The organism is Kribbella sp. VKM Ac-2569, from assembly GCF_004216905.1.
Classification (GTDB): domain Bacteria; phylum Actinomycetota; class Actinomycetes; order Propionibacteriales; family Kribbellaceae; genus Kribbella.
In genome coordinates this window covers 1,326,601-1,347,740 of sequence record NZ_SGXJ01000002.1, presented here as the reverse complement: position 1 = coordinate 1,347,740, position 21,140 = coordinate 1,326,601, and the positions used below count along the sequence as shown (strand labels likewise).

Here is a 21,140-nt window from a genome sequence, read left to right as displayed (position 1 = left end):
ATGCCTGGATTCCCGGAAGTGAGGCCGCGGCGGCTGAGGTCGTCGGAGGCGGTGCGCAGGCTGGTCGCGGAGACCTCGCTGGAGCCGCGGCAGCTGATCCTGCCGATGTTCATCCGGGAAGGCGCACGCGAGCCGATCGCGATCAAGTCGATGCCGGGCGTCGTCCAGCACACCCGGGACACGGCGCGGAAGGCGATCGCCGAGGCGGCCCAGCTCGGGCTCGGCGGCGTGATGCTGTTCGGCGTACCGACGTCCAAGGACGAGGTCGGATCCGGTGCATTGGACCCGGACGGGATTCTGAACGTCGCGATCCGGGACGCGGTGTCCGAGGCCGGTGACGCGCTGCTGGTGATGTCGGACCTGTGCCTGGACGAGTTCACGTCCCACGGGCACTGCGGCGTACTGGATTCCGCCGGACGCGTGGACAACGACGCGACGCTTTCGCTGTATGCCGAGATGGGTGTCGCGCAGGCCACCGCCGGCGCGCATGTCGTCGGTCCGTCCGGGATGATGGACGGGCAGGTCGGGGTCGTTCGTACGGCGCTGGACGCGGCCGGATTCATCGACACGATCATCCTGGCGTACGCCGTGAAGTACGCGTCGGCGTTCTTCGGGCCGTTCCGGGAGGCCGTCGACTCGTCGCTGACCGGTGACCGCAAGACGTACCAGCAGGACAACGCGAACGCCCGCGACGCGATCCGCGAGGTCGACCTCGACATCGCCGAGGGCGCCGACATCGTGATGGTCAAGCCCGCCTTGCCGTACCTGGACATCGTCCGCCAGATCCGCGACCACGTGACGGTCCCGGTCGCGGCGTACAACATCTCCGGCGAGTACGCGATGGTCGAGGCCGCCGCCGCCAACGGCTGGATCGACCGCGACAAGGCCATCCTCGAAACCCTCACCTCGATCCGCCGAGCCGGTGCCGACACAATCCTCACCTACTGGGCCACCGAAGTAGCCCAGCACCTGCACTACCGCTGATCGAGTAGAAGCGACGAACGGGGCGGGTATCGGAGGCCTGGCACCTCACCTGGTGGGCTTGCACAAGAAGTAGCAGGTCCCGACCCACCACGTTCTGTCTCCACTCACCGCTTCCTGTCTCCACCCACCAGCGCATGTCCCACACCCCACCGTCGCCCGCCTGCCGTCGTGCCGCCCGGTCACCCCGCCCCCGCGTCAAGCAAACAACGAGTTATCCCCTCGTGTTGTGGGTTCTCTACTGCTACACGAGGGGAGAACCCTGCACGCGAGGGGATAACCCCGACGCTTCTGTCGGCGCTTCTCGGGTTCGACGGGGCGGGTCGGTTCGGCTCTCGCGCGGAACGTCTGCCGTGTCCGGGAATCAGCGTGTGACTGAGTAGTCGGATTGGGTGAAGCCTGCCTTCAGGGTGCGGGTGGCGTTGTGGGTTAGGGGGATGTCGGTGGGGACCGGGCCGAAGAGGGGGATGCCGGTGCCTAGGAGGACGGGCGCTGTGGTGATGGTTAGTTCGTTGAGCAGGCCTGCGGTGAGGAAAGTTTGGATCGTGGCGGCGCCGTCGGCGTAGATGCGTTGGGCGCCGCGGTCGTTGAGCGTCTCGACCAGCGCGTCCAGGGTGCGGTGGACGAGGATGCGGTCGTCGGTGTCGGGGTCGAGCGTGGTGCTCAGGACCTCGACCTGCTTGCCTTCGTACGGCCAGCTGTTGAACGTTAGCGCCAACTGGTACGTGTTGCGCCCGAGTACGACGGTGTCCACCGACGCCAGGAACTCGTCGTACCCGGTCTCCCCGGCATGCTCCGCCCGGCTGGTGAGCCAGTCGATGGACCCGTCGGAGCGCGCGATGTACCCGTCGAGGCTGGTGGCGATGAAGGCAGCAGCATGAAAGCTCACACCCACCATTTTCCACGACCGCTCAACGCGGCGATGGCCCGACCAGCGCCTGCGCACGCCGGCCCCTCCGATGACCTCCGACGCCCTCCGCTACTACCTCAACCCCGTCGGCTGACAGTTCTCCGAGTACGGCGGTCGAGGAGCTGGGGAGGATTTTGTACCCGGATTGGGCAGGAATCCTCCCCAACCCAGCTCTTTCCCGCCTCGCGCCACGCATGGCGCCCCACCGCCGCATGCGGTGACCGGCAGTTAGCCCTTCAGGCCGGTTTGGGCTAGGCCTTCTACGAATTGGCGTTGGGCCAGGACGAAGATGATGAGGACGGGGAGGGCGGAGAGGGTTGCGGCGGCGAGTTGGGTGTTCCACATGGGGCCGCCGTACGCGTCGACGTACTGGGTGAGGGCCTGGGGGACGGTGAACTTCTGCTTCGAGGAGAGGAACACGATCGGCTCGAGGTAGAGGTTCCAGCTGTGCAGGAAGGTGAAGATCGACACAGCACCGATCGCGGGCCGGGCCAGCGGCAGGCACACCCGCCAGAAGAGGCCGAAGCGACCCAGCCCGTCGACCCTGCCGGCCTCCTCGAGCTCCATCGGCAGCGTGATGAAGAACTGCCGCATGATGAACGTCGCCAGCACGCTCGGCGCACCGAGCATCGGGATCAGGATCAGCGGCCAATGCGTATCCACCAACCCGAACGCGTCGAACATCCGGTACAGCGGGATGATCGTCACCTCGTTCGGCACCAGCAGCCCGCTCAGTACGACGACGAACACGACCCCGGCGCCGCGGAACTTGACCCGCGCGAACGCGTACCCGGCGAGCGCCGACACCGCCAGCGTGCCAACAGTCACCACAAGAGCGATGTAGAGGCTGTTCAGGTACTGCCGCCCGAACGGCTGCAGCTCGAACACCTGCCGATAAGCGTCCAGCGTCGGCGATCCCGGCAGCAACGACGGCGGGAACGCGAAGATCTCGGCCACCGGCTTCAGTGACGTCGTCGCCATCCACCAGATCGGGAACACGAACGGCACACAACACACCAGCAGTACGCCGTAGATCAGCAGCTTAAGCCTCATGGAACACCCACCTACGACGCATCCGCCACTGGACCGCGGTCAGCACCAGGACGATGGAGAACAGCAGGAGTGACAGCGCCGAGCCGTACCCGAAGTGATGGAACTGGAACGCCTGCTGGTACAGGTAGTAGACGAGCACGGTCGTCGACGTCTCAGGCCCGCCTTGGGTCAGTACGGCGATCTGCGCGAACACCTGCAGCGATCCGACGATGGTGAGGATCATCGTCAGCAGGATCGTCGGACTGATCAGCGGCACGGTCACGCGACGGAACCGTGCCCATGCGGACGCGCCGTCGATCCGGGCGGCCTCGTACAGCTCCGCCGGGACACCCTGCAACGCGGCCAGGAACAGCACCATGTTGAGACCGACGTTCTTGAACAGCTGGACCACGATCACCGACGCCATCGCCGTACCGCCGGATCGCAGCCAGTTCGGCCCGTCGATCCCGAGCACGTTCAGGAACCCGTTCAGCCCGCCGTTGTCCTGCAGCAGGAACCCCCACACGATCGTCCAGGCGACCAGCGTCACCACGACCGGTGAGAAGAACAGCGTCCGGAACACGACCGTGCCGCGGAGCCTCTGGTTCAGGAGCACGGCGAGGAACAGCGCCAGGCTGAGGTTCAGGACCACCAGCCCGGCCGAGAACAGACCTGTTGCCCTGAGCACCGGACCGAGTCGTTGGTCGTCGGCCAGCGCCGTGTAGTTGTCGCCGCCGACGAACTCGAACGTCCCGCCCAGCACGTTCCACTCGTGCACGCTGTACCAGACCACGAGGCCGAGCGGAACGATGACGAAGGCAACGATCCCGGCGAGCTGCGGCAGGACCATCAGCCATCCGGCCAAGGTGTCCCGCCGCCGCATCGTCCAGTACGGCGCACGCTCCGCCGGCGCCTGGGGTGGCGCCGGCTTGTCGAGGAGCAAGGTCATTTCGCCAGCAGGGGGTTGATCTTCGAGCAGACGCCGGACATCACCGTTTTCACGTCGGCGTCCGGCTTCCACAGCGGGTCGAGAGCGGCGCGGACGGTCTGCTGGAGCTCGGCGTACCCGGTATGGCTGGTCTTGATGTCGCCGCGCTGGATGCCGTCGATGACGACACTCTGCAGCTGGGCCGGCTTGAGCAACGGGTTGGCCTTGGCCAGCGTCGCGGCGTTCAGTTGCGACTTGCGCGGCGGCGGGAAGAACTGCGCGAGCTTGGCCGAGTTCTCCGCGTTGCTGAAGTACGCCAGGAACTGCTTGGCCGCGTCGGCGTGCTTGCCGCGCTTGAAGACCCCGATCCCCGCCTGACCGACGACGGAGTACTCACCTGACGGGCCCTTGGGCAGCGGCACCAGATCCCACTTGAACTTGGACTTCTCGAGCAGCGCGGCCCGGCTGATCTGGGTCAGGATCATCGCCGAGTCGCCGGCGTAGAAGTCCTTCGTCACACCCGGCCCAGGCATCCCTTTGTCGGTGAAGATCAGCTTGTGGATGAACGTCATCGCGTCGACCATCTCCGGCTGGTCGAAGCCACAGGTCTTGCCGTCCTCGCTCCACGGCCGCGCGCCCCAGCCGGACCAGATCGAGTTCAGCGTGTCCCAGCCCTTGTAGTCGAAGTCGCCGACCACGACCCCGCCCTTCCCGCGGGCCTGTACGGCGGAAGCGGTCTTGGCGGTCTCCTCCCAGGTCCAGGTCCCGGACGCGATCTGCTGGGCCGGAGCCGGCCGCCCCGCAGCCTTCACCAGGTCGGTGTTCACGAACACCCCTAGCGGCGAGGTGGAGAAGGGATACGCGTAGAGCTTGCCGTCCTTCTCCCAGTTGGTCGTCGTACTCGGCACCAGGTCGGCGTCCTTGTCGATCGGCTCGAGCGCGCCAGAACTGACGAAGTCCGGTGCGGTGCTCTCCAGGATCCACGCCAGGTCCGGCACGTTGCCGCCGCCGATCTGCGTGGTCAGGGTGGTCGTGTAGCTGTCGAACGGGATCGACTCGAAGGTGATCTTGCCGATCTCGGGATGGTCCTTCTTGTAGTCGGCGGCGATCTGGTCGAACAACGCCAGATGCTTGGCGTTGGCGCTCCAGATCGTCATCCGCAGGTCCACCGGACCAGAAGAGCCGGAGTCGCCGTCGGACGAGCCGCCGCAGCCCGCAAGGGCTAGCAGAGCCGCGGCCACACCGGCCGCTGTCAGGGAACGGAGTTTCATCGGTCAGTCCTCCATCAGTAGCCAGTGACGCTTGGCCAGGCGAGTTCGATGCCCTGAGCAACCAGGCGGTCCTGGAACTCGGCGAGCAGAGCAGGGGTGTTGCGGACTGCGCGCGGGGCGGTGCCGCGATCGAGACAGAACGCCGCGAGCGCGCCGGCGGACTCGCCGATGTTCCATTCGACGGGATGCAGCCGGTAGCAGCCGTTGGTGATGTGCGTGGTGCCGAGGTTCTTGTTCGCGGGCAGCAGGTTCTCCACGCGCTGCGGAACGAGCGCGCCGAGCGGGATCCGGAACGGGCTGCTGGCCACGTCGATGTAGTTGTCGCCACCCGTCGAAGGGTGCAGGTCGATCCGGTACATGCCGATGCCGACGCTGTCGTCGTACTCGACCGCGCCCTGGGCGCCGCGGACGGCGACCGAGAGGTCCTGCTCGACGATCGTGTACTCCGCCTTGATCCTCCGGGATTCGCGGATGTACGGCGCCTGCGCCAGACCGTCCGCGGAGCCGACCAGATCGCCCCGCAACCGCAGCCCGGAGAACCCGGTCCCACCATCGGGCCGCGGCGCTTCGGTCTGCAGCCAGTAGAGAACGGATTGAGAGAGCTCGCGTGCCGCCGCGAGATGCTTCGCCGCATCCGGTACGTCGATGACCGGGCCCTCGAAGTAGTCGATCATCGGCCAGTTCACCAGGCAGATGTCGCTCTCGTACGCACCCGGAACGAAGTGCCGGCGGGCGGCGATCCGGCGGAACGTCCACAGGTTCGTGTCGCCGCCCGTCCGCCGCTGGTCCGCGACCACCGCGAGCGGGTCGTCGTCGGGGTTCGGGGTGAACGTGCGCTGCGAGCTCTCCAGCGTCCGGGGGTTCGGCGCGGTCCAGGACAGCAGGCGATCGCCCCAGAACGACGGCTGGTAGTTCCGCCAGAACGCGTAGTTCGCCGGCTTGTCCCCGACCTGGTCCCCGTCCACGTGATCGACCGCGAAGCAGTACGACACCGCCTGCATGTTCAGCGGCTGCGCCTCGGCCGGAGCGCTCGGCTCGCCGGTCTCGCCCTGCGCCTCGAACCCGGTCACGTACTCGGTCCCGGTCAGCGGCAGCAGCTCACCGGTCTCGGTCGCATCGAGGATGTACGGCGCGGTCAGCGTCAACCGTTCCTCGGTGTCGCGATGCTGCACGGTGACCGCGGTGACCCGATCGCCGTCGGTGTCCGCGGCCACGGGCTGGTAGGGCTGCAGGACCTGGAGCCGGCGACTGGCTCGGTAGGGGGCGAGCATGGACTCGAGGACGGCGAGCGCGACGCGCGGCTCGTGGCAGAGCCTGGACACGTAGCCGGCTCCGGGGTTGAACTCCACCGCGGCCCGCGACGCCTCGGTCAGCGGGTAGTGGCGGCGGTAGTAGTCACGGATCCCGTTGCGCAGCGTCCGGTACGACGCCGTGACTCCGAACTGTTCGACCCAGCTGTGCTCGTCCGGCGGGACGGCTTGGCTGGTCAGCTGTCCGCCGAGCCAGTCGAACTCCTCGGTCAGGATCACCGAGCGACCGGCACGCAGCGCGGCGAGAGCCGCGGCAACGCCGCCGAGCCCGCCGCCGATCACAAGTACATCGGTATGCATTCAGGCACCTTTGGGTGGAGTGAGTGTGATTCCGTCGGTCAGCTCGCAGGGGAGCAGCAGTTGCTGCTCGGTGGAGGTCCCGCTGAGGACCGCCTCCAGCAGCTCGACCGCGCGTACGCCCATGGCTCGCCGCGGGACGTGGAAGCCGGAGAAGTCGAGGTCGCTGGCAGCAGGCCGCGTGGAATCACCGAGCGCGACCACGGACAGGTCGCCCGGTACGTCGACCCCGCGCTCGGCCGCTGCGGCGTACAACGCGATCGCGTCGGCCCGCTCCTCGACGAACGCCGCGGTGATTCGCCGCTCCAGCAGGTCGTCGAGCACTTCGCCCGGCGAACGATCGAGGGTCGGCACATGCGGTGCACGCGGGCCGGCAGCCTCACGGAAACCCCGGAGCCGGTCGGCCGACGACTCGGCGCCGACGCCGAGCCCGACGAAGGCGATCCGCCGATGGCCGAGTTCCTGCGCCCGTTCCGCGACTGTTCGGGTGGCGGTGCCGTAGTCGGCGCCGACGTACGGCACCGGGGCGCCGGCGTCGTCGCGGCGGCCGACCGAGACGAACGGGTAGTCCTCGGCGATCAGCCGGGCCAGCTCGTCGGAAGGAATCTCGCGCCCGAGCAGCAGGCAGCCATCGGCGATCCGCAGGCGGTTGTTCTCGTGGAAGATCCGCCGATGCCCGTCGGTCACCGGAGCGCTGGTGAACAGCAACAGGTCCCACCCGAGGCGCTCGGCGCGATCCTCGATGCCGGCCAGGAACGGGTGGTAGAAGTCGCCGCTCGCACTCGGGAACACCGACTCGTAGGTGAACACGCCGAGGATCTGGTTGCGCTGCTTCATCATCCGGCGGGCCAGCGGATCGGCCTGGTAACCGGTCTCGCGGATCACCTTGAGCACCCGGTCCCGGGTCTCGGCCGGGATCCGCGCGATCGCGTCGCTGCGGTTGTTCAGCACCAGCGACACCGTCGTCTGGCTGACCTTGGCCAGTCGCGCGATGTCGCGTTGGGTGAGTCGGGTGGTGGCCTTGTCCGGCATCGATAGATCCTTCGCGGTAATACGGATTGCCGGGGACATTAGAACAGCCCCCGGATCGCCGTCAAGGGTTCGCTCCGGCTGCTAATCCGAATTACTAAAGCCAAGGTCTTGACCACGGTCGGTCCGGCGCAGAAAACTCGCCGCAGTTCCGATCGTTCCGAGGAGAGCATTCATGCACGTCAAACGTCGTACCGTTCTGCTCGGCGCCGCCGCGGCCGCCGGCGCCGGGCTCGCGCCCGCGATGATGTCGGCACCGGCTCGTGCCGCCGGCCTTCCCCTGCTGGCGAGCCTGCCGGCCGGAGCACCCGACCGACGCCTGTTCGCGCCGGGGGAACAGCGGTTCGCGGGGTACCTGGTGATCCTCGCGCCGATGACGAACGACATCGTCGACACTGATCCGTACGGGTTCATGGGAGGCGGCTGGTGGCGGACGCCGTCGCAGCCGTTCAACTCGCGGGTTCAGGAACACGTTTTCACGCTGAGCTGGTTCTACGCGAACAAGCGCGCCTGGAACCCGTACTACCGCGACAACGCACTGCTCGGCCGGCTCGACGCAGCCCTGCAGCACTACATGGCGCTACAGAACCCGGACGGTTCATGGCCGGAGTACTCCCCGGGCGAACGCGGCAAAGCGTCCAGCGGTTTCGGCATCGGCTACCTCGCCAAGACTCTCGCGAACCTTCGCCAGGCCAACGCATTGCCGAGCCGGAGGACCCAGCTGGAAGGTGTCCTCCGCAAGGGAGTCGACTGGTACCTGGACCCGGGCAACTCGGTCGTCTGGGACGACCCGTTCGAGTACACGAACCAGGCGGTCGCCGGTGTCGCGGGCTCGGCACTCACCCTGCGGCTGCTGCCCGACCAGGCCCGCTGGACCAAGCTGCAGGACCGCATCCGGTTCGTCGCGAAGTGGGCGCAGAGCCCGGCCGGGTTCTTCTACGACCCGCGCGGGATGGACATCAACTACAACTTCGAGGTCATGCTCCCGGAGATGGCCGAGCTCTACCTGCAGACCAAGAACCCGCTGCTGGTCTCGATGACCCGTAAGTTCTCCGACTGGTTCGGCTACAACCTGCTCCGCGAACCGGACGGCTCCGGCTGGCTGACGTACTACGCCGTCTCCGACCGGACCTCGGTCGCCTTCTACGACGACGTCATCGCGGACCCGGACCGGAGCATCCTCGGCTCGCACTTCGTCCCCGCCGTACCGGACTTCGGAGCCTTCTTCACGTCCCGCGAGGACAAGGCGGCGACCCGGCAGGCGTGGGCCGCCGACGCGGCTCCGGTGCCGGCGCTGGCCAAGCAGGACACCTCGCCGCGCATCATCGCGCACGCGCCGTACGGCGAGACGCTGCCGACCCGGACCGCCAAGCGCGCCGCGATCGCGAACATCCCGTACCTGCGCCGCGACGACTTCACCGAGCGGCGCCACGACGACTACGGCAACCAGGATTACCTCTACGTACGGCGACCCGGCCTGTACCTCGGCACCTTCTTCGGCGAGCGACAGGGCAGCGCGGTCAAGGCCGGGACCGGATTCCTCTGGCACCCCGCGGCCGGCACCGTGATCCACGCGCAGCAGACCGCGAGCGGCTGCTGGGGCACGGTCCGCGACGGCAAGGCCGATGCCGAGAGCAACCTAGTCGCGGAGTATCCGTCGAAGGACCTGGTCCGCTACCGCACGCCCGACGGCTCGGTGTCGACCGAGCTCGTGATCGGCTCGCACTCGGTCAGCCGCCGGGTGACCGCAACGAGTGCCGCGACCGAGCAGGTCCCGCTGGTGCTCCAGCCGGGCGACGAGGTGGTCTTCTCGGACGGGACCGTCGTGCCGTACGGCGAGACGCGGACGGCCACTGCCGACGGCATCGTGATCCGTCGCGGCCGGGCCACGATCACGATCACCTGGTCGGGACGACGTACGGCGACGCTCAGCACCTCGTCGCGGACCTATTTGCGCGACCAACGGCGCCGCGTCCACGTGCTCCGGATTCCGCACGACGGCTCGCTCGAGACCGTCGTGCGGACAGCCGGGTAGTCAGGAGGTGCGCAGCCGCAGCACCTGGCGGCCCGGCGTACGGCCGGTCAGGTACACGCGGAGTCCGTCCGGGGTGAGGCTGCCGCCCAGGTAGGTGTAGCGCTCGCCCGGGTCCATGGCGACCCGGGCGGCGCCGTTCCCCGGGCCGAACTCGATCCGCTCCGCGCCGACCGTGTAGCTCCCGGTCCCGGACGTCAGCTGGTAGTTGCCCGCGACATCCAATGCGTCGACGCCGGAAAGCGTTCCGCCCGCGCGGAAACACAGCTCGATCGCGTACGCCGTCTCGTCGCCGGCGAACTCGAACGCCAGGTCGTAGCCGCCGCCGACCTCGGTCACCGTCACCTCGGTCGTCAACGTCCGGTACTGCTTCGGCCGATGCCCGAAATCCATCGCCGCGTAGAAGCGGCCGTCCGGAGTGAGCGCGTACAGGCCGTCCGCGCGGCGGTAACGCTTGGGGAGCGGCAGGTGGTACGGAACCTTGACCTCCTGGGACAGACGGAAGGAGTTCTCTCCTAGCCTGCGGAGCCCATCGCTGCGGAAATGCCCGGTGCTGAAGAACTGCGGCGACAAGCGGACCGAGTCGAGGATCGCCGCGCCGTTGCGGAGCTTGAAGAAGGTCGGGTTCGTGGAGAGGCCCGACGAGATCACCGGGAGGTCATGGAAGTCGGTGCCGCCGAACACCGTCGCGGTCCGGGCCTCGCGCCGGATCCGTGCCGAGGCCTGCGACGGGTAGTGCTGTACGAAGTTCGTCGGAGCCGCAGCCGCGGTCGGGAGGACGGCGGACAGTTCCGGCCGCTCGAGAACCTCCGCCAGGAAATCGCCCAGCTCACCCGTGCCGCGGGCTTCGATGCTCTTGGCGATGGTCGTGAACCGCCCGTCCTGCGTGTGCAGGGCCAGCTCGCGGAACTGCGTCAGGTACCACCAGACCTCCCGCACCCCCTTCTGGTCCTGCCGCCGGGACGCGGTCGTGTCCACCTCGCCGTTGGGCTCGAGCAAGTACAGCGTCACGTCGAGGTTCCGCCGTACGAAGTCCAGCAGCGCGGGCTTGTCGCGCAGCCAGGCGATCGTCAGGAGGCACGGGTTCGTCACCTCGGCGGCGTACGTCGAACTCCGCTCGCTGTAGATCCCGTCCGGCGTCGCGTCGATGCCCTCGTCGAGCCAGTCGTCGATCCGCGCCGAGTACCGCCGGTCCGGGAACAGGTGGTTCGCCCGGGCCAGCGCCGCGGACACCTCCCACCGGTGGTTCGGCGTGTGTACGCCGCCACTCGCCAACGCCGGCCCGGCCTTCTTGATCACCGAGGCCAGCGTCGCGCGCATCGACGCGGTCTCCGCCTGGCCGTCCGCGTCGAGCAGCGCGTACAGCATGCAGACGTCCTGGATCGCGAATGCGCTGTCGGGCGGCGAGTGCAGGTTGCCGACGTCGTACAGGCCGTCCTCGTGCTGCCGCGCGGCGAGCTGGTCGACCAGCCAGCCGAGCGGTCCGAGAAGGGTGGCGTCGTGATGGTACGACGACCTTCCCCAGACGTAGCCGGAAACCAGCCGGCGCGCTTTCCGGGCCACGGTCCGGACACTGTCGGAAACGTTCTGAAAGTTGCCGAGCACGAGCGGAATCTGTTTCCGGTTCGCCTCGGTCAGCAGGGTCAGGAAGTCCTCGTCCACGGCTGCCACCTCAGCACGAGCGGCGGCCGGATGCAGCGCGCCGAGCGCAACCGTGGTCAGCGAACCAGTGAGAAAGGTGCGTCGCAGCATCGGGATCTCCATCGGTAAGCGGTTGCCAAACGCTCAGAACTGTCGCCCCGCAACTTTGTCCTGTCAATACCTCGCAGCGGGTCCGGATCCGGTCGTTTCCTGCATCGATGAACTCTTGCGGGAACCGGTTTCTTGTACTAGTTTGACCGGCCAAGGCAAGCGCTTTCCGAAGGTGGTGACCATGAGTGCGCTGGGCGAGCTGGGCAGTCTCCGGGGAAAGAAGCCGGTAGGTCAGAAGAAGGACAACCTGGCCGGATATCTCTTCCTGGCGCCGTGGTTGCTGGGGCTGTTCCTGATCACGATCGGGCCGATGGTGGCCTCGCTGTACCTGTCCTTCACGGACTACAACCTGATCCAGGCGCCGAAGTGGATCGGCCTGGAGAACTTCACCCGGATGCTGTCCGACGAGCGGCTGCACAACTCGCTCCGAGTGACCTTCACCTACGTGTTCGTCTCGGTCCCGCTGCAGTTGGCGATCGCCCTGCTGCTGGCCGTCGTACTCGACCGCGGCGTCCGCGGTATGGCGTTCTACCGTTCGGTGTTCTACCTGCCGTCGCTGCTCGGCTCGAGTGTCGCGATCGCGATCCTCTGGCGGCAGGTGTTCGGCACCACGGGCCTGCTCAACCAGGTGCTGGACGTGTTCGGCATCGAGGGCAAGGGCTGGATCTCCGACCCGAGTACGGCGCTCGGCACCCTCGTCGTACTGAACGTCTGGACGTTCGGATCGCCGATGGTGATCTTCCTGGCCGGACTGCGGCAGATCCCGACGATGTACTACGAGGCCGCGTCCGTCGACGGCGCCGGCGTACTGCGACGGTTCTTCAGCATCACGCTGCCGCTGCTGACGCCGATCATCTTCTTCAACCTGGTGCTGCAGATCATCCACGCGTTCCAGTCGTTCACCCAGGCGTTCGTCGTCTCCGGGGGCAGCGGCGGACCGTCGGACTCGACGATGTTCTTCACGCTGTACCTCTACGACCGGGGCTTCGGGAACTTCGACATGGGCTACGCCTCCGCGATGGCGTGGTTCCTGCTCGTGATCATCGGGGTCTTCACCGCCGCGAACTTCTTCGCCTCGAAGTACTGGGTGTTCTATGACGACTGAAACGCTCCGCACGACAGTCACCGCCGGGCGTACCGGCGCCATCACCTGGGCAAGGATCCGGCCGCTGGTGATCCACGTGCTGCTGGCCGGCTCCGCGCTGGTGATGCTGTACCCGGTGATCTGGATGGTCGTCAGCTCGCTGCGACCGGGCAACGAGATCTTCCGCGATCCCGGGATCCTGGTGAAGGACCTGCGGATCGAGAACTACCGGGTCGGCTGGCACGCGCTGACCGAGCCGTTCACGCGCTACCTGCTGAACTCGGCGGTCGTCGTGCTCGGCTCGATCATCGGCAACCTGGTGTCCTGCTCGATGGCGGCGTACGCGTTCGCCCGGCTGGAGTTCAGCGGCAAGAAGTTCTGGTTCGCGATCATGCTGCTGAGCATCATGCTGCCGATCCACGTGGTGATCGTGCCGCAGTACATCCTGTTCTCGAACCTGGGCTGGATCAACACGGTGCTGCCGCTGATCGTGCCGAAGCTGCTCGCCACGGACGCGTTCTTCGTGTTCCTGATGGTGCAGTTCATCCGCGGTATCCCGCGGGAGTTGGACGAGGCCGCCCGGATCGACGGCTGCGGCAAGGCCTCGATCTTCGGCCGGATCATCCTTCCGCTGATGATCCCGGCGCTCGCCACCACGACGATCTTCACGTTCATCTGGACCTGGAACGACTTCTTCAGCCAGCTGATCTACCTGACCGACCCGCACATGTACACCGTCCCGGTCGCACTGCGGTCGTTCGTCGACTCGACCTCCAGTTCGTCCTGGGGCTCGATGTTCGCGATGTCGGTCGTCTCCCTCGTCCCGGTCTTCCTCGCCTTCCTGCTCGGCCAGCGGTTCCTGATCAAGGGCATCGCGACCACCGGCATCAAGTAACCCCTGAAAGGTGCACCTCATGAGGCACATCCCACGTGGCCTACGGGCCCTGACCGCCGCCGCGGTCACCGTCACGCTGCTGGCGGCGAGCGCCTGCGGCGGCGACTCCGGTGGTGCGTCGTCGTCCTCCGACGGCGGCAAGGTCACGCTCCGATTCACCTGGTGGGGGTCGGACACCAGGACGAAGCTCACCCAGCAGGTGATCGACGCGTACCAGAAGGACCATCCGAACGTCACGATCAAGGGCGAGTTCGGCGAGTGGTCCGGCTACTGGGACAAGCTCGCCACCACGGTCGCGGCGAACGACGCGCCGGACATCATCCAGATGGACGAGAAGTACCTGCGCGAGTACGCCGACCGCGGCGCGCTGCTCGACCTGAAGAAGGCCGACGGCCTGGACACCGGCAAGTTCGAGCCGGACACGCTCGGCGCCGGTGAGTTCGACGGCGGCCTGTACGGGCTGAACGCCGGCATCAACTCGTTCGCGGTGGTCGTGAACCCGGCGGCCTTCAAGACCGCCGGCGTGCCGATCCCGGACGACAAGACCTGGACCTGGGACGACTTCGCGAAGACGGCCGCGGAGATCACCACCAAGACCGGCGGCAAGGTCACCGGCACCGGCGCACTCGGTACCAACGAGGCCGGCCTGAACCTGTGGGCCCGGCAGAACGGCGAGTCGCTCTGGACGAAGGACGGCAAGGTCGGCGTCTCACCGGAGAAGACGACCGACTTCTTCAAGTACATACTGAAGCTCCGGGACGCGAAGGCGATCCCGTCGGCCGAGGCGATCTCGCAGGACATGAACGCGTCGCTCGACCAGTCGGCGTTCGCGACCGGCAAGCTCGCGATGAGCTTCATCTGGAGCAACCAGCTGGTGGCCTTCAGCAAGGCGACCGGCCAGCAGCTGAAGCTGCTGCGGATCCCGAGCCCCGACGGCCAGGCCGCGAAGAACGGCTCGTACTACAAGGGCTCGATGTTCTGGTCGATCTCGGCGCGGTCGAAGCACCAGAAGGAGGCCACGGAGTTCGTGAACTACCTGGCCAACAACCCCGCCGCCGGTGGCGTACTGCTCGCCGAGCGGGGCGTGCCGCCGAACACCGAGGTCCGCGCCGAGGTGACGCCGAAGCTGAAGCCGGAAGACGCCGCGACCGCGAAGTTCATCCAGGACATCAAGCAGGATCTCGGTGACCCGTCGCCGGCGCCGCCGGTCGGTGGCGGCCAGGTGGAGAAGATCATCCAGCGGTACACGACCGAGGTACTGTTCGGGCGGCAGGCGCCGGAGGCGGCCGCCAAGGCGTTCCTGGACGAGGTCAACGGGGAGCTCAAATAGTGTTGCTGACGGCAACTGATTGTCGATGACGGGGGCCCGCGTGGCCGTGGTGGGAATCCACGGCCACGGAGCCTCCCATGTACGCAACGTCGCCCGGCTGGCGGAGGCCGGCCGGGCCGAGCTGGTAGCGGTCGCCGATCCGCAGGGCGCGGACGACCTGCCCGCGAGCGTCCAGGTCTTCAGCGGCCTGGACGAGTTGCTCGCGGCGACCGAGGTCGACGTCGTGGTGATCTGTACGCCGATCCAGACCCACGTCCCGCTGGCCGAGCTGGCGATGCGTGCGGGCGCCGACGTACTGCTGGAGAAGCCGCCGACGGCGTCGATGGCCGAGTTCGAGCAGTTGTCCGCGGTGGTGGCCGAGACCGGGCGAGCGTGTCAGGTGGGCTTTCAGGCGCAGGCGTCCGAGGCCACGCTGAAGCTGGCGGCGATGGTCGCCGAAGGTCAGCTCGGCGAGATTCGGGGCATCAGCGCGGTGGGGAAGTGGGTGCGCAAAGCCCGGTACTTCCAGCGCGCGCGCTGGTCCGGCAGACGGCGGCTCGACGGCGTCGATGTCGTCGACGGTGCGGTGACGAACCCGCTCGCGCATGCGGCCGCGGCGGCTCTGCTGCTGGACGGTTCGACCGGCGTGGACGACGTACGGTCGATCGAGACCGAGTTGTACCGCGCGAACCCGATCGAGTCCGACGACACCTCCGCGGTGCGGATCACGACCAGCCGCGGTACGCCGATCCTGATCGCGGTGACGTTGTGCGCGATCGATCATCTCGAGGCGACGGTGATCGTGCACGGGTCGGAGGGGCGTGCGGTCCTGACGTACCAGTCGGACCTGATCGACGACACGAAGTACGGCAGAGCTGATCTCTTGGAGAACCTGCTCGCGCATCGGGCGGATCCGACGGTCCCGTTGTACGTGCCGCTGGCCGCGACGGGTGGGTTCACCCGCGTGGTCGAGGCGGTGCGGACGGCGGCGGACCCGGTGGCGATCCCGCCCGAGCTGGTGCGTTGGGAAGGCGAAGGACTGGAGCGCCGGCCGATCGTTCTCGACGTCGAGAACTGGATCGACCGGGCCTCGGACGAGCTGGCGTTGTTCAGCGAGATCGGGGCGCCATGGACGAAACCAGTGGAACGGGAGAGCTGATGACGCAGAACCTCGGCTGCAACCACGCTGTCGGCCGGTCGATCCAGGTCACGGCGGGCGGCGGCGAGCTGTTCACCTATGTGTACAAGGCGGACGACCCGCAGTACGAGTCGCCGCGGCCGTACTTCCACCCGATCCGGACGCTGACCGGGGACCTGGTCAGCGTGTACCGCCCGTGGGACCACCTGTGGCACAAGGGCATGTCCTGGTCGTTGCCGCACTTCGGGCACGACAACTTCTGGGGCGGTCCGACGTACACCAAGGAGAACGGGTACAAGCCGCTCGACAACAACGGCTCGCAGGACCACGACCGGGTCGACGCGCTGGACGTGTCCGATGATCAGGTCCGGTTCGCGCACCACTTGTCGTGGCACAGGCAGGGCGGTGAGCATGTCGTCGACGAGGTCCGCACGATCACTGTGCGGCTCGCGGACGACGGTTGGGTGCTGGTCTACGAGACCGCGATGACGAACGTCTCCGGCGAACTCATCCAGATCGGCAGCCCGACTACGGCCGGACGGCCGAACGCCGGGTACGGCGGGTTGTTCTGGCGGGGGCCGCGCTCGTTCACGAATGGCACGATCCTTGCGCCGCAGGGCAAGGGCGGGGACGAGCTTCGTGGGCAGCGCGCACCGTGGATGGGTTTCACCGCCCGCCAGGACGAGACCGACACCGCGTCGACCATCATCGTCGCCGACGCGGCCGACAACGTCCGCCACCCACCGGAGTGGTTCGTCCGCTCGGAGGACTTCGCCGCGGTCTGCCCCGCCCCGTTCTTCACCGAGGAACTCCCCTTCCCCGCCAACGACACCCTCCGCCTCCGGTACGCCGTACTCATAGCCGACGGCCTAACCGACGACAACCGCGCCAAGTCCCTAGCAGCCCAAGCCCAAAAAGCCCTAGCTACCTAACCCAAGCTCACCACCCCAAGCCCACCACCCCAAGCCCCGCCACCTCACCACCCCGCCAAGTCCCGCCGGCCCCGCATTTGCCTGGTCCACCCACCAAATGGGGGGTTCCACACCCGCAACCAGGGTGGTGGACCCCCAACTTGGTGGGTGGGCCAAGCAAATTGGTGGGTGAGCCAGGCAAATTGGTGGGTGAGCCAGGCAAATTGGGGTCAACAAGGCAAATGGCGGCTCAGCGGGGGAGGGCGAGGGTGAAGTTGGTGTTGCCGGGGGTTGAGGTGAGGGTGAGGGTGCCTTGGTGGGCTTGGGTTATGGACTGGGCCAGGGAGAGGCCTAGGCCGGCGCCGCCGGTGGCTCGGTTGCGGGCGGTGTCGGCTCGGGTGAAGCGCTGGAAGACGTTGGGGAGCAGGTCGGCGGGGATGCCAGGGCCGTCGTCGTGGATGGTGAGTAGGGCGGAGCGGTCGCTGCTGGTGGCGGCGACGGTGACCGTGGTGCCGGGTGGGGTGTGCCGGCGGGCGTTGGTGAGCAGGTTGGCGACGACCTGATGCAGGCGCTGCTCATCGCCGATCACGATGATCGGTTCGGCCGGCAGGTCGAGCTCCCAATGGTGGCTGGGGGCAACGATGCGCGCGTCAGTCACCGAGTCGAGGGCGAGCCGGGACAGGTCGACCGGGCGGCTGTCGAGCGGCCGGCCCGCGTCCAGGCGGGCGAGGAGCAGGAGGTCCTCGACCAGTGATGCCATCCGGCTGGTCTCGACCAGGACCTTGCCCATCGCGTGCGTGAACAGTTCGGGATCGCCCTGATGCAGGCTCAGCTGGGCGTAACCGTGAATCGTGGTCAGCGGCGTACGCAGCTCGTGCGAGGCGTCCGCGACGAACTGCCGGACCTGCTGCTCGCTGCGATGCCGCGCGTCGAGGGCGTTCTCCATGTGACCGAGCAGTGTGTTCAGCGCGACCGCGACCTGGCCGACCTCGGTGCGTTCGTCCGTGAGCTGGTCCGGCACCCGTGCGGTCATCCCGATCTCGCCGGTGTCGAGCGGCAGACCGGCCACCTCGCGGGCGGTCTGCGCGACCCGGCGCAGCGGCCGCAGTTGACGCCGTACGACGAACACCGCGACGCCGCCCGCGGTGAGCACGCCGATTCCGCCGAAGAGCGCCTCCCACCCGACCAGGCTGTTGATCGTGTTCTGGATGTCCTTGGTCGGGAGCCCGGTGATCACGGTCACCGCTTCGACGCTGGACGCGTGCACCCGGTACTCGCCGAGATCGGGCAGGTCGACCGCACTGTTCTCGCCTGCAGTCACATCGTCGAGTACGCCAACCGCCTGGTCGCTGAGTCCGGTCAGCTTCCCGTCGGCGGTGATCACATCGCCTGCCGCGCCGGTCGGGGTGACGTACAACGTCACCGTGCCCGCGTCCTGCCCGTGCGGGGCGTCCGGCGGCGGGCCGCCGTTCTTGAGCGCACCGATCGCGCGGCTCTGGGTGGCGGCGACCTTTCCGTCCAGTTGCCTGGTCAGGTACGAGCCGATCGCGGCGGTCGTCAGCGCGCCGATCACGAGACTCATCACCGCGACCAGCAGCACCATCGCCGCCGCGACCCGCACACTCAACGAACGCGCCGCGACCCTCATGCACCCAGAATGTGCGGCCAGCCCTGAGGGCTGCTTCGTGTTTCCTGGGACCTTCCTGTGAAGCCAGAACAGGGAACGTCAGAGCAGTACGTCGGCCGCCGCGCGCAGCCCGTCGAGCTCGGCCGCGGCCCAGCCCTCGTCCCGCGACTCGGCGCCGCGCCAGCGTGGCTTGTCGACGACGTGGAAGTACAGGTTGAAGATGCTGCCGGCGACCTGCAGGTACGGGATCGCCGCCTCGTCCTCGGGCGTGATCGGGCGGCATGCGGCGTACGCCGACTTGAACGCGTCCCAGTGCGGTGTCGTCGCGACGCCGCCGAAATCCGCCGCCAACGGACCGACCGCGGCGAGATCGAAATCGAGCAGCAGAAGTCCCTGATTAGTCAGCAAGACATTGTCCATCGTGACATCGCCGTGGCAGGTTCCTGCCTTTGAGTACTGCGCGAGGTTGTTCCGTACAGCACCGGCGAGAGACCGGAGCAGGTTTTCCTCCGTGTCGTCCATGGCGAGGATTTCTTCGAGCGGCCGGTCCAGCCGGTGAACGAGATCGGCCGGCGGCCGATAGTACGGCGAGGTGTAGTTGTCGGCGGCATCGTGAAATGCGGCGAGTTGCCAGCCGAAGTCGGCGTACAACTCGTCGGTGAAGGGCGGTCGCGGCTTGGTGCCCTCGACGTACCCGAGCAGGGTGAACGGCCGGGGACCTTCGGGTGTCTCGAGGAGGCCGACGGTGTCCCCATCGGGCAGTGGGAGGACCGGTGGAGCGAGTACGCCGGACGCGCGCAGATGCTCCGAAAGCCCTGTCTCCCAACGGATTTCGTCCGGCCCGCGGCCGCCGTACCGATAGAGCTTGAGGACGTAGCGGGCGTCGTCCGTCGCCAGCTCGTAGACGTCGTTCACCAGCGAACGGAGCAGGGTGCAACTGGTGAAGGCGAGGTGGTAGTGGGTGCCGAGCTCGGCGGCCAGCGCCTCGGGATCGGGGAGCGAGCGCACGGTCGGGATCACGGAGCCGACCCTACGGATCACCGAGCCGACCCCACAACGCGTTTGAATTGACAGGTTAGAACCGTGGTAAGAGTGGGGAGGTTCGAGACGTTTCCGGATTCGCCTCCCCTTTCGGGGCCGGAAACCGGTAGCCTCTTGCAGCGCGCTGTATTGGGGGCCGCCGTACCACCCACCCGACGAACTGCCGGAGAGCCCAAACCGGTCAGGAGAGCACGTCTTGCAGGAGAACACCAGCACAACCAGTACTGGCGAACTGGCCAACGTACCCCTCACCGGTGCGGACAAAGTCGCCTACGCTTTCTACGCGACCGCGGCTGCCGCGGCTCTGGTCGGCCAGGTCTGGGCCGGCGTGACCCATATCCCCTGGCCGGACAACGGCTTCTCGCAGCTGCTCAAGATTGTCCTCGTCACTCCCGCGGTCGCGGTGCTGGAGCTCGGTGGTGTCGCTACGGCGGCGCTCGCCGACCTGCGCCGCCGCAAGGGCGAGCAGGCCTACGCGTACCGCGCGATGTCGTTCTTCGCGGCACTCGTCGCGGTCGTCTTCAACGTGGTCGGCCACTGGCGGCCGGAGGAGCGGTTCCTCGCCTTCGGCTTCGGCGGTCTGTCCGCGTTCGCGTACGTGCTCTGGCTGATCCACAGCTCGGCCCGTCGCCGCGACGCGCTCCGTCGTGCGGGCCAGATGCGCGAGACCGGCCCGGTGTACGGCATCGTCCAGTGGGCCCGTGAGCCACGGGTCACCTGGCTGGCGCGGTCGCTGGCGATCGAGCACGGCTACGGCCTGTACGAGAGCCTCCGCGCGGCCCAGCACCAGATCCGGAACAAGAGCCGCCGGGACGCGATCGCCGGCACCGTCGCGGAGTACATCCGTTCCGAGCACCAGGACGAGCGGCTGGCGAAGATCGCCGAGACGACGTACGACCCGGACCGGCTGGCCGGGATGCTCGAGGAGCGGATCAACTACGAGGTCATCACCAACAAGCTGACCAAGGCGATCTCACCGCCGCCGGAGCAGTCCGAGGACCGTCCCGCCGTACCCGCCGCCGTGTGGGTGCTCGAGGGCGGGCAGCCACGGCGTGCGGACGGCACCGGGGTCGGACTGCGTGACGACGACGCCTGGACCGGCGAGTTGATGGCGATCGTCGACCAGCCGGAGCCCACCGACAGCGGCATCTCCGAGGCCGTAGTCGTCGAGGACGAGAGCGAGCCGCAGCACGTCGTCAGCGGTACGGCGAGCAGCCTCAAGCCGTTCGCCCCGCAGCCGAAGGCGGAACCGCTGGTGGAGAAGCCGAAGCCACCGTCACCGTTCGCGGGCCCGGCCGATCCGCAGCCGCCGGCGCTGATCACCACCCCGAAGGTGGAGCCCGTCCTGCCCGACCCGGCGCCGGTCGTCGTCGCGAAATCGGAGCCGGAGCCGGACCAGTCGGAGCCCACCGACCTGGAGAAGAAGCGCATGCGCGCCTGGAACATGCTCGCTGACTGGCCGGAGGGTCACGAGCGCACCGCGGTGAACCTGGCGCGTGCGGTGAGCTGCAGCGAGCCGATGGCGAAGCGCTTCATCGAGCAGTACGAGGCCGAGCACGGCCTTGTGTTCAGTTCGCAGAACTGACGCACCAA

Annotated in this window: 17 protein-coding genes; 8 read left to right on the top strand and 9 right to left on the bottom strand. The window is 67.6% G+C overall.

Annotated elements, in window-relative coordinates; translation table 11 throughout:
• Positions 1-984: a porphobilinogen synthase gene (gene hemB / locus EV649_RS19660; RefSeq protein ID WP_130384876.1), complete on the top strand. Its 984-nt coding sequence runs from the start codon at positions 1-3 to the stop codon at positions 982-984.
• 361 nt (positions 985-1,345) lie between these two features.
• Here the strand turns inward: hemB and EV649_RS19655 are convergent, their stop codons facing one another.
• From EV649_RS19655 to EV649_RS19630, 6 genes are all read right to left on the bottom strand, one after another.
• Complete coding sequence (locus EV649_RS19655) at positions 1,346-1,879, bottom strand: dihydrofolate reductase family protein (protein WP_241998456.1); 534 nt, start codon at positions 1,877-1,879, stop codon at positions 1,346-1,348.
• 240 nt (positions 1,880-2,119) lie between these two features.
• Positions 2,120-2,944, bottom strand: a complete 825-nt coding sequence (locus EV649_RS19650) for a carbohydrate ABC transporter permease (RefSeq protein WP_130384874.1) — start codon at positions 2,942-2,944, stop codon at positions 2,120-2,122.
• Positions 2,934-3,872 carry a sugar ABC transporter permease gene (locus tag EV649_RS19645; RefSeq protein WP_130384873.1) on the bottom strand — a complete coding sequence of 313 codons (939 nt, stop codon included), beginning with the start codon at positions 3,870-3,872 and terminating at the stop codon, positions 2,934-2,936. Before EV649_RS19645 ends, EV649_RS19650 begins: the two co-directional genes overlap by 11 nt.
• Positions 3,869-5,122, bottom strand: coding sequence for a sugar ABC transporter substrate-binding protein (locus tag EV649_RS19640; protein WP_130384872.1), 1,254 nt, complete (start codon positions 5,120-5,122; stop codon positions 3,869-3,871). Before EV649_RS19640 ends, EV649_RS19645 begins: the two co-directional genes overlap by 4 nt.
• A gap of 14 nt (positions 5,123-5,136) precedes the next feature.
• Positions 5,137-6,732, bottom strand: coding sequence for an FAD-dependent oxidoreductase (locus EV649_RS19635; RefSeq protein WP_130384871.1), 1,596 nt, complete (start codon positions 6,730-6,732; stop codon positions 5,137-5,139).
• Entirely contained in the window at positions 6,733-7,761 is a 1,029-nt protein-coding gene (locus EV649_RS19630; protein ID WP_130384870.1) for a LacI family DNA-binding transcriptional regulator, read from the bottom strand.
• Between the two features lie 172 nt (positions 7,762-7,933).
• Between EV649_RS19630 and EV649_RS19625 the strand changes: the two genes are divergently transcribed.
• Positions 7,934-9,793: a hypothetical protein gene (locus EV649_RS19625; protein ID WP_130384869.1), complete on the top strand. Its 1,860-nt coding sequence runs from the start codon at positions 7,934-7,936 to the stop codon at positions 9,791-9,793.
• Here the strand turns inward: EV649_RS19625 and EV649_RS19620 are convergent, their stop codons facing one another.
• On the bottom strand, positions 9,794-11,542 hold the full coding sequence (locus EV649_RS19620) for a hypothetical protein (protein ID WP_198682565.1): 1,749 nt from the start codon (positions 11,540-11,542) through the stop codon (positions 9,794-9,796).
• Between the two features lie 181 nt (positions 11,543-11,723).
• Here EV649_RS19620 and EV649_RS19615 point away from each other — a divergent pair, with 181 nt between their 5' ends.
• From EV649_RS19615 to EV649_RS19595, 5 genes are read left to right on the top strand one after another with little or no spacing between them, the layout of a single operon-like run.
• Entirely contained in the window at positions 11,724-12,647 is a 924-nt protein-coding gene (locus EV649_RS19615) for a sugar ABC transporter permease (RefSeq protein WP_130384868.1), read from the top strand.
• Entirely contained in the window at positions 12,637-13,521 is an 885-nt protein-coding gene (locus tag EV649_RS19610) for a carbohydrate ABC transporter permease (RefSeq protein WP_130384867.1), read from the top strand. The genes EV649_RS19615 and EV649_RS19610 overlap by 11 nt, the downstream gene beginning before the upstream one ends.
• A 19-nt stretch (positions 13,522-13,540) precedes the next feature.
• Complete coding sequence (locus tag EV649_RS19605; protein WP_241998362.1) at positions 13,541-14,851, top strand: sugar ABC transporter substrate-binding protein; 1,311 nt, start codon at positions 13,541-13,543, stop codon at positions 14,849-14,851.
• Between the two features lie 25 nt (positions 14,852-14,876).
• A complete protein-coding gene (locus tag EV649_RS19600; RefSeq protein WP_130384866.1) occupies positions 14,877-15,989 on the top strand; it encodes a Gfo/Idh/MocA family oxidoreductase in 1,113 nt (370 codons plus the stop codon).
• Positions 15,989-16,900, top strand: coding sequence for a PmoA family protein (locus EV649_RS19595; protein ID WP_130384865.1), 912 nt, complete (start codon positions 15,989-15,991; stop codon positions 16,898-16,900). Before EV649_RS19600 ends, EV649_RS19595 begins: the two co-directional genes overlap by 1 nt.
• A gap of 229 nt (positions 16,901-17,129) precedes the next feature.
• Here EV649_RS19595 and EV649_RS19590 read toward each other — a convergent pair whose 3' ends face one another.
• Together EV649_RS19590 and EV649_RS19585 are read right to left on the bottom strand one after the other, a co-directional pair.
• On the bottom strand, positions 17,130-18,527 hold the full coding sequence (locus EV649_RS19590) for a HAMP domain-containing sensor histidine kinase (RefSeq protein WP_130384864.1): 1,398 nt from the start codon (positions 18,525-18,527) through the stop codon (positions 17,130-17,132).
• A 78-nt stretch (positions 18,528-18,605) separates the two neighbouring features.
• Entirely contained in the window at positions 18,606-19,526 is a 921-nt protein-coding gene (locus EV649_RS19585; protein WP_130384863.1) for a phosphotransferase, read from the bottom strand.
• A 217-nt stretch (positions 19,527-19,743) separates the two neighbouring features.
• On the opposite strand from EV649_RS19585, the gene EV649_RS19580 reads away from it, so the two are divergent.
• A complete protein-coding gene (locus tag EV649_RS19580) occupies positions 19,744-21,132 on the top strand; it encodes a hypothetical protein (RefSeq protein ID WP_130384862.1) in 1,389 nt (462 codons plus the stop codon).
• Positions 21,133-21,140: the final 8 nt, after the last annotated feature.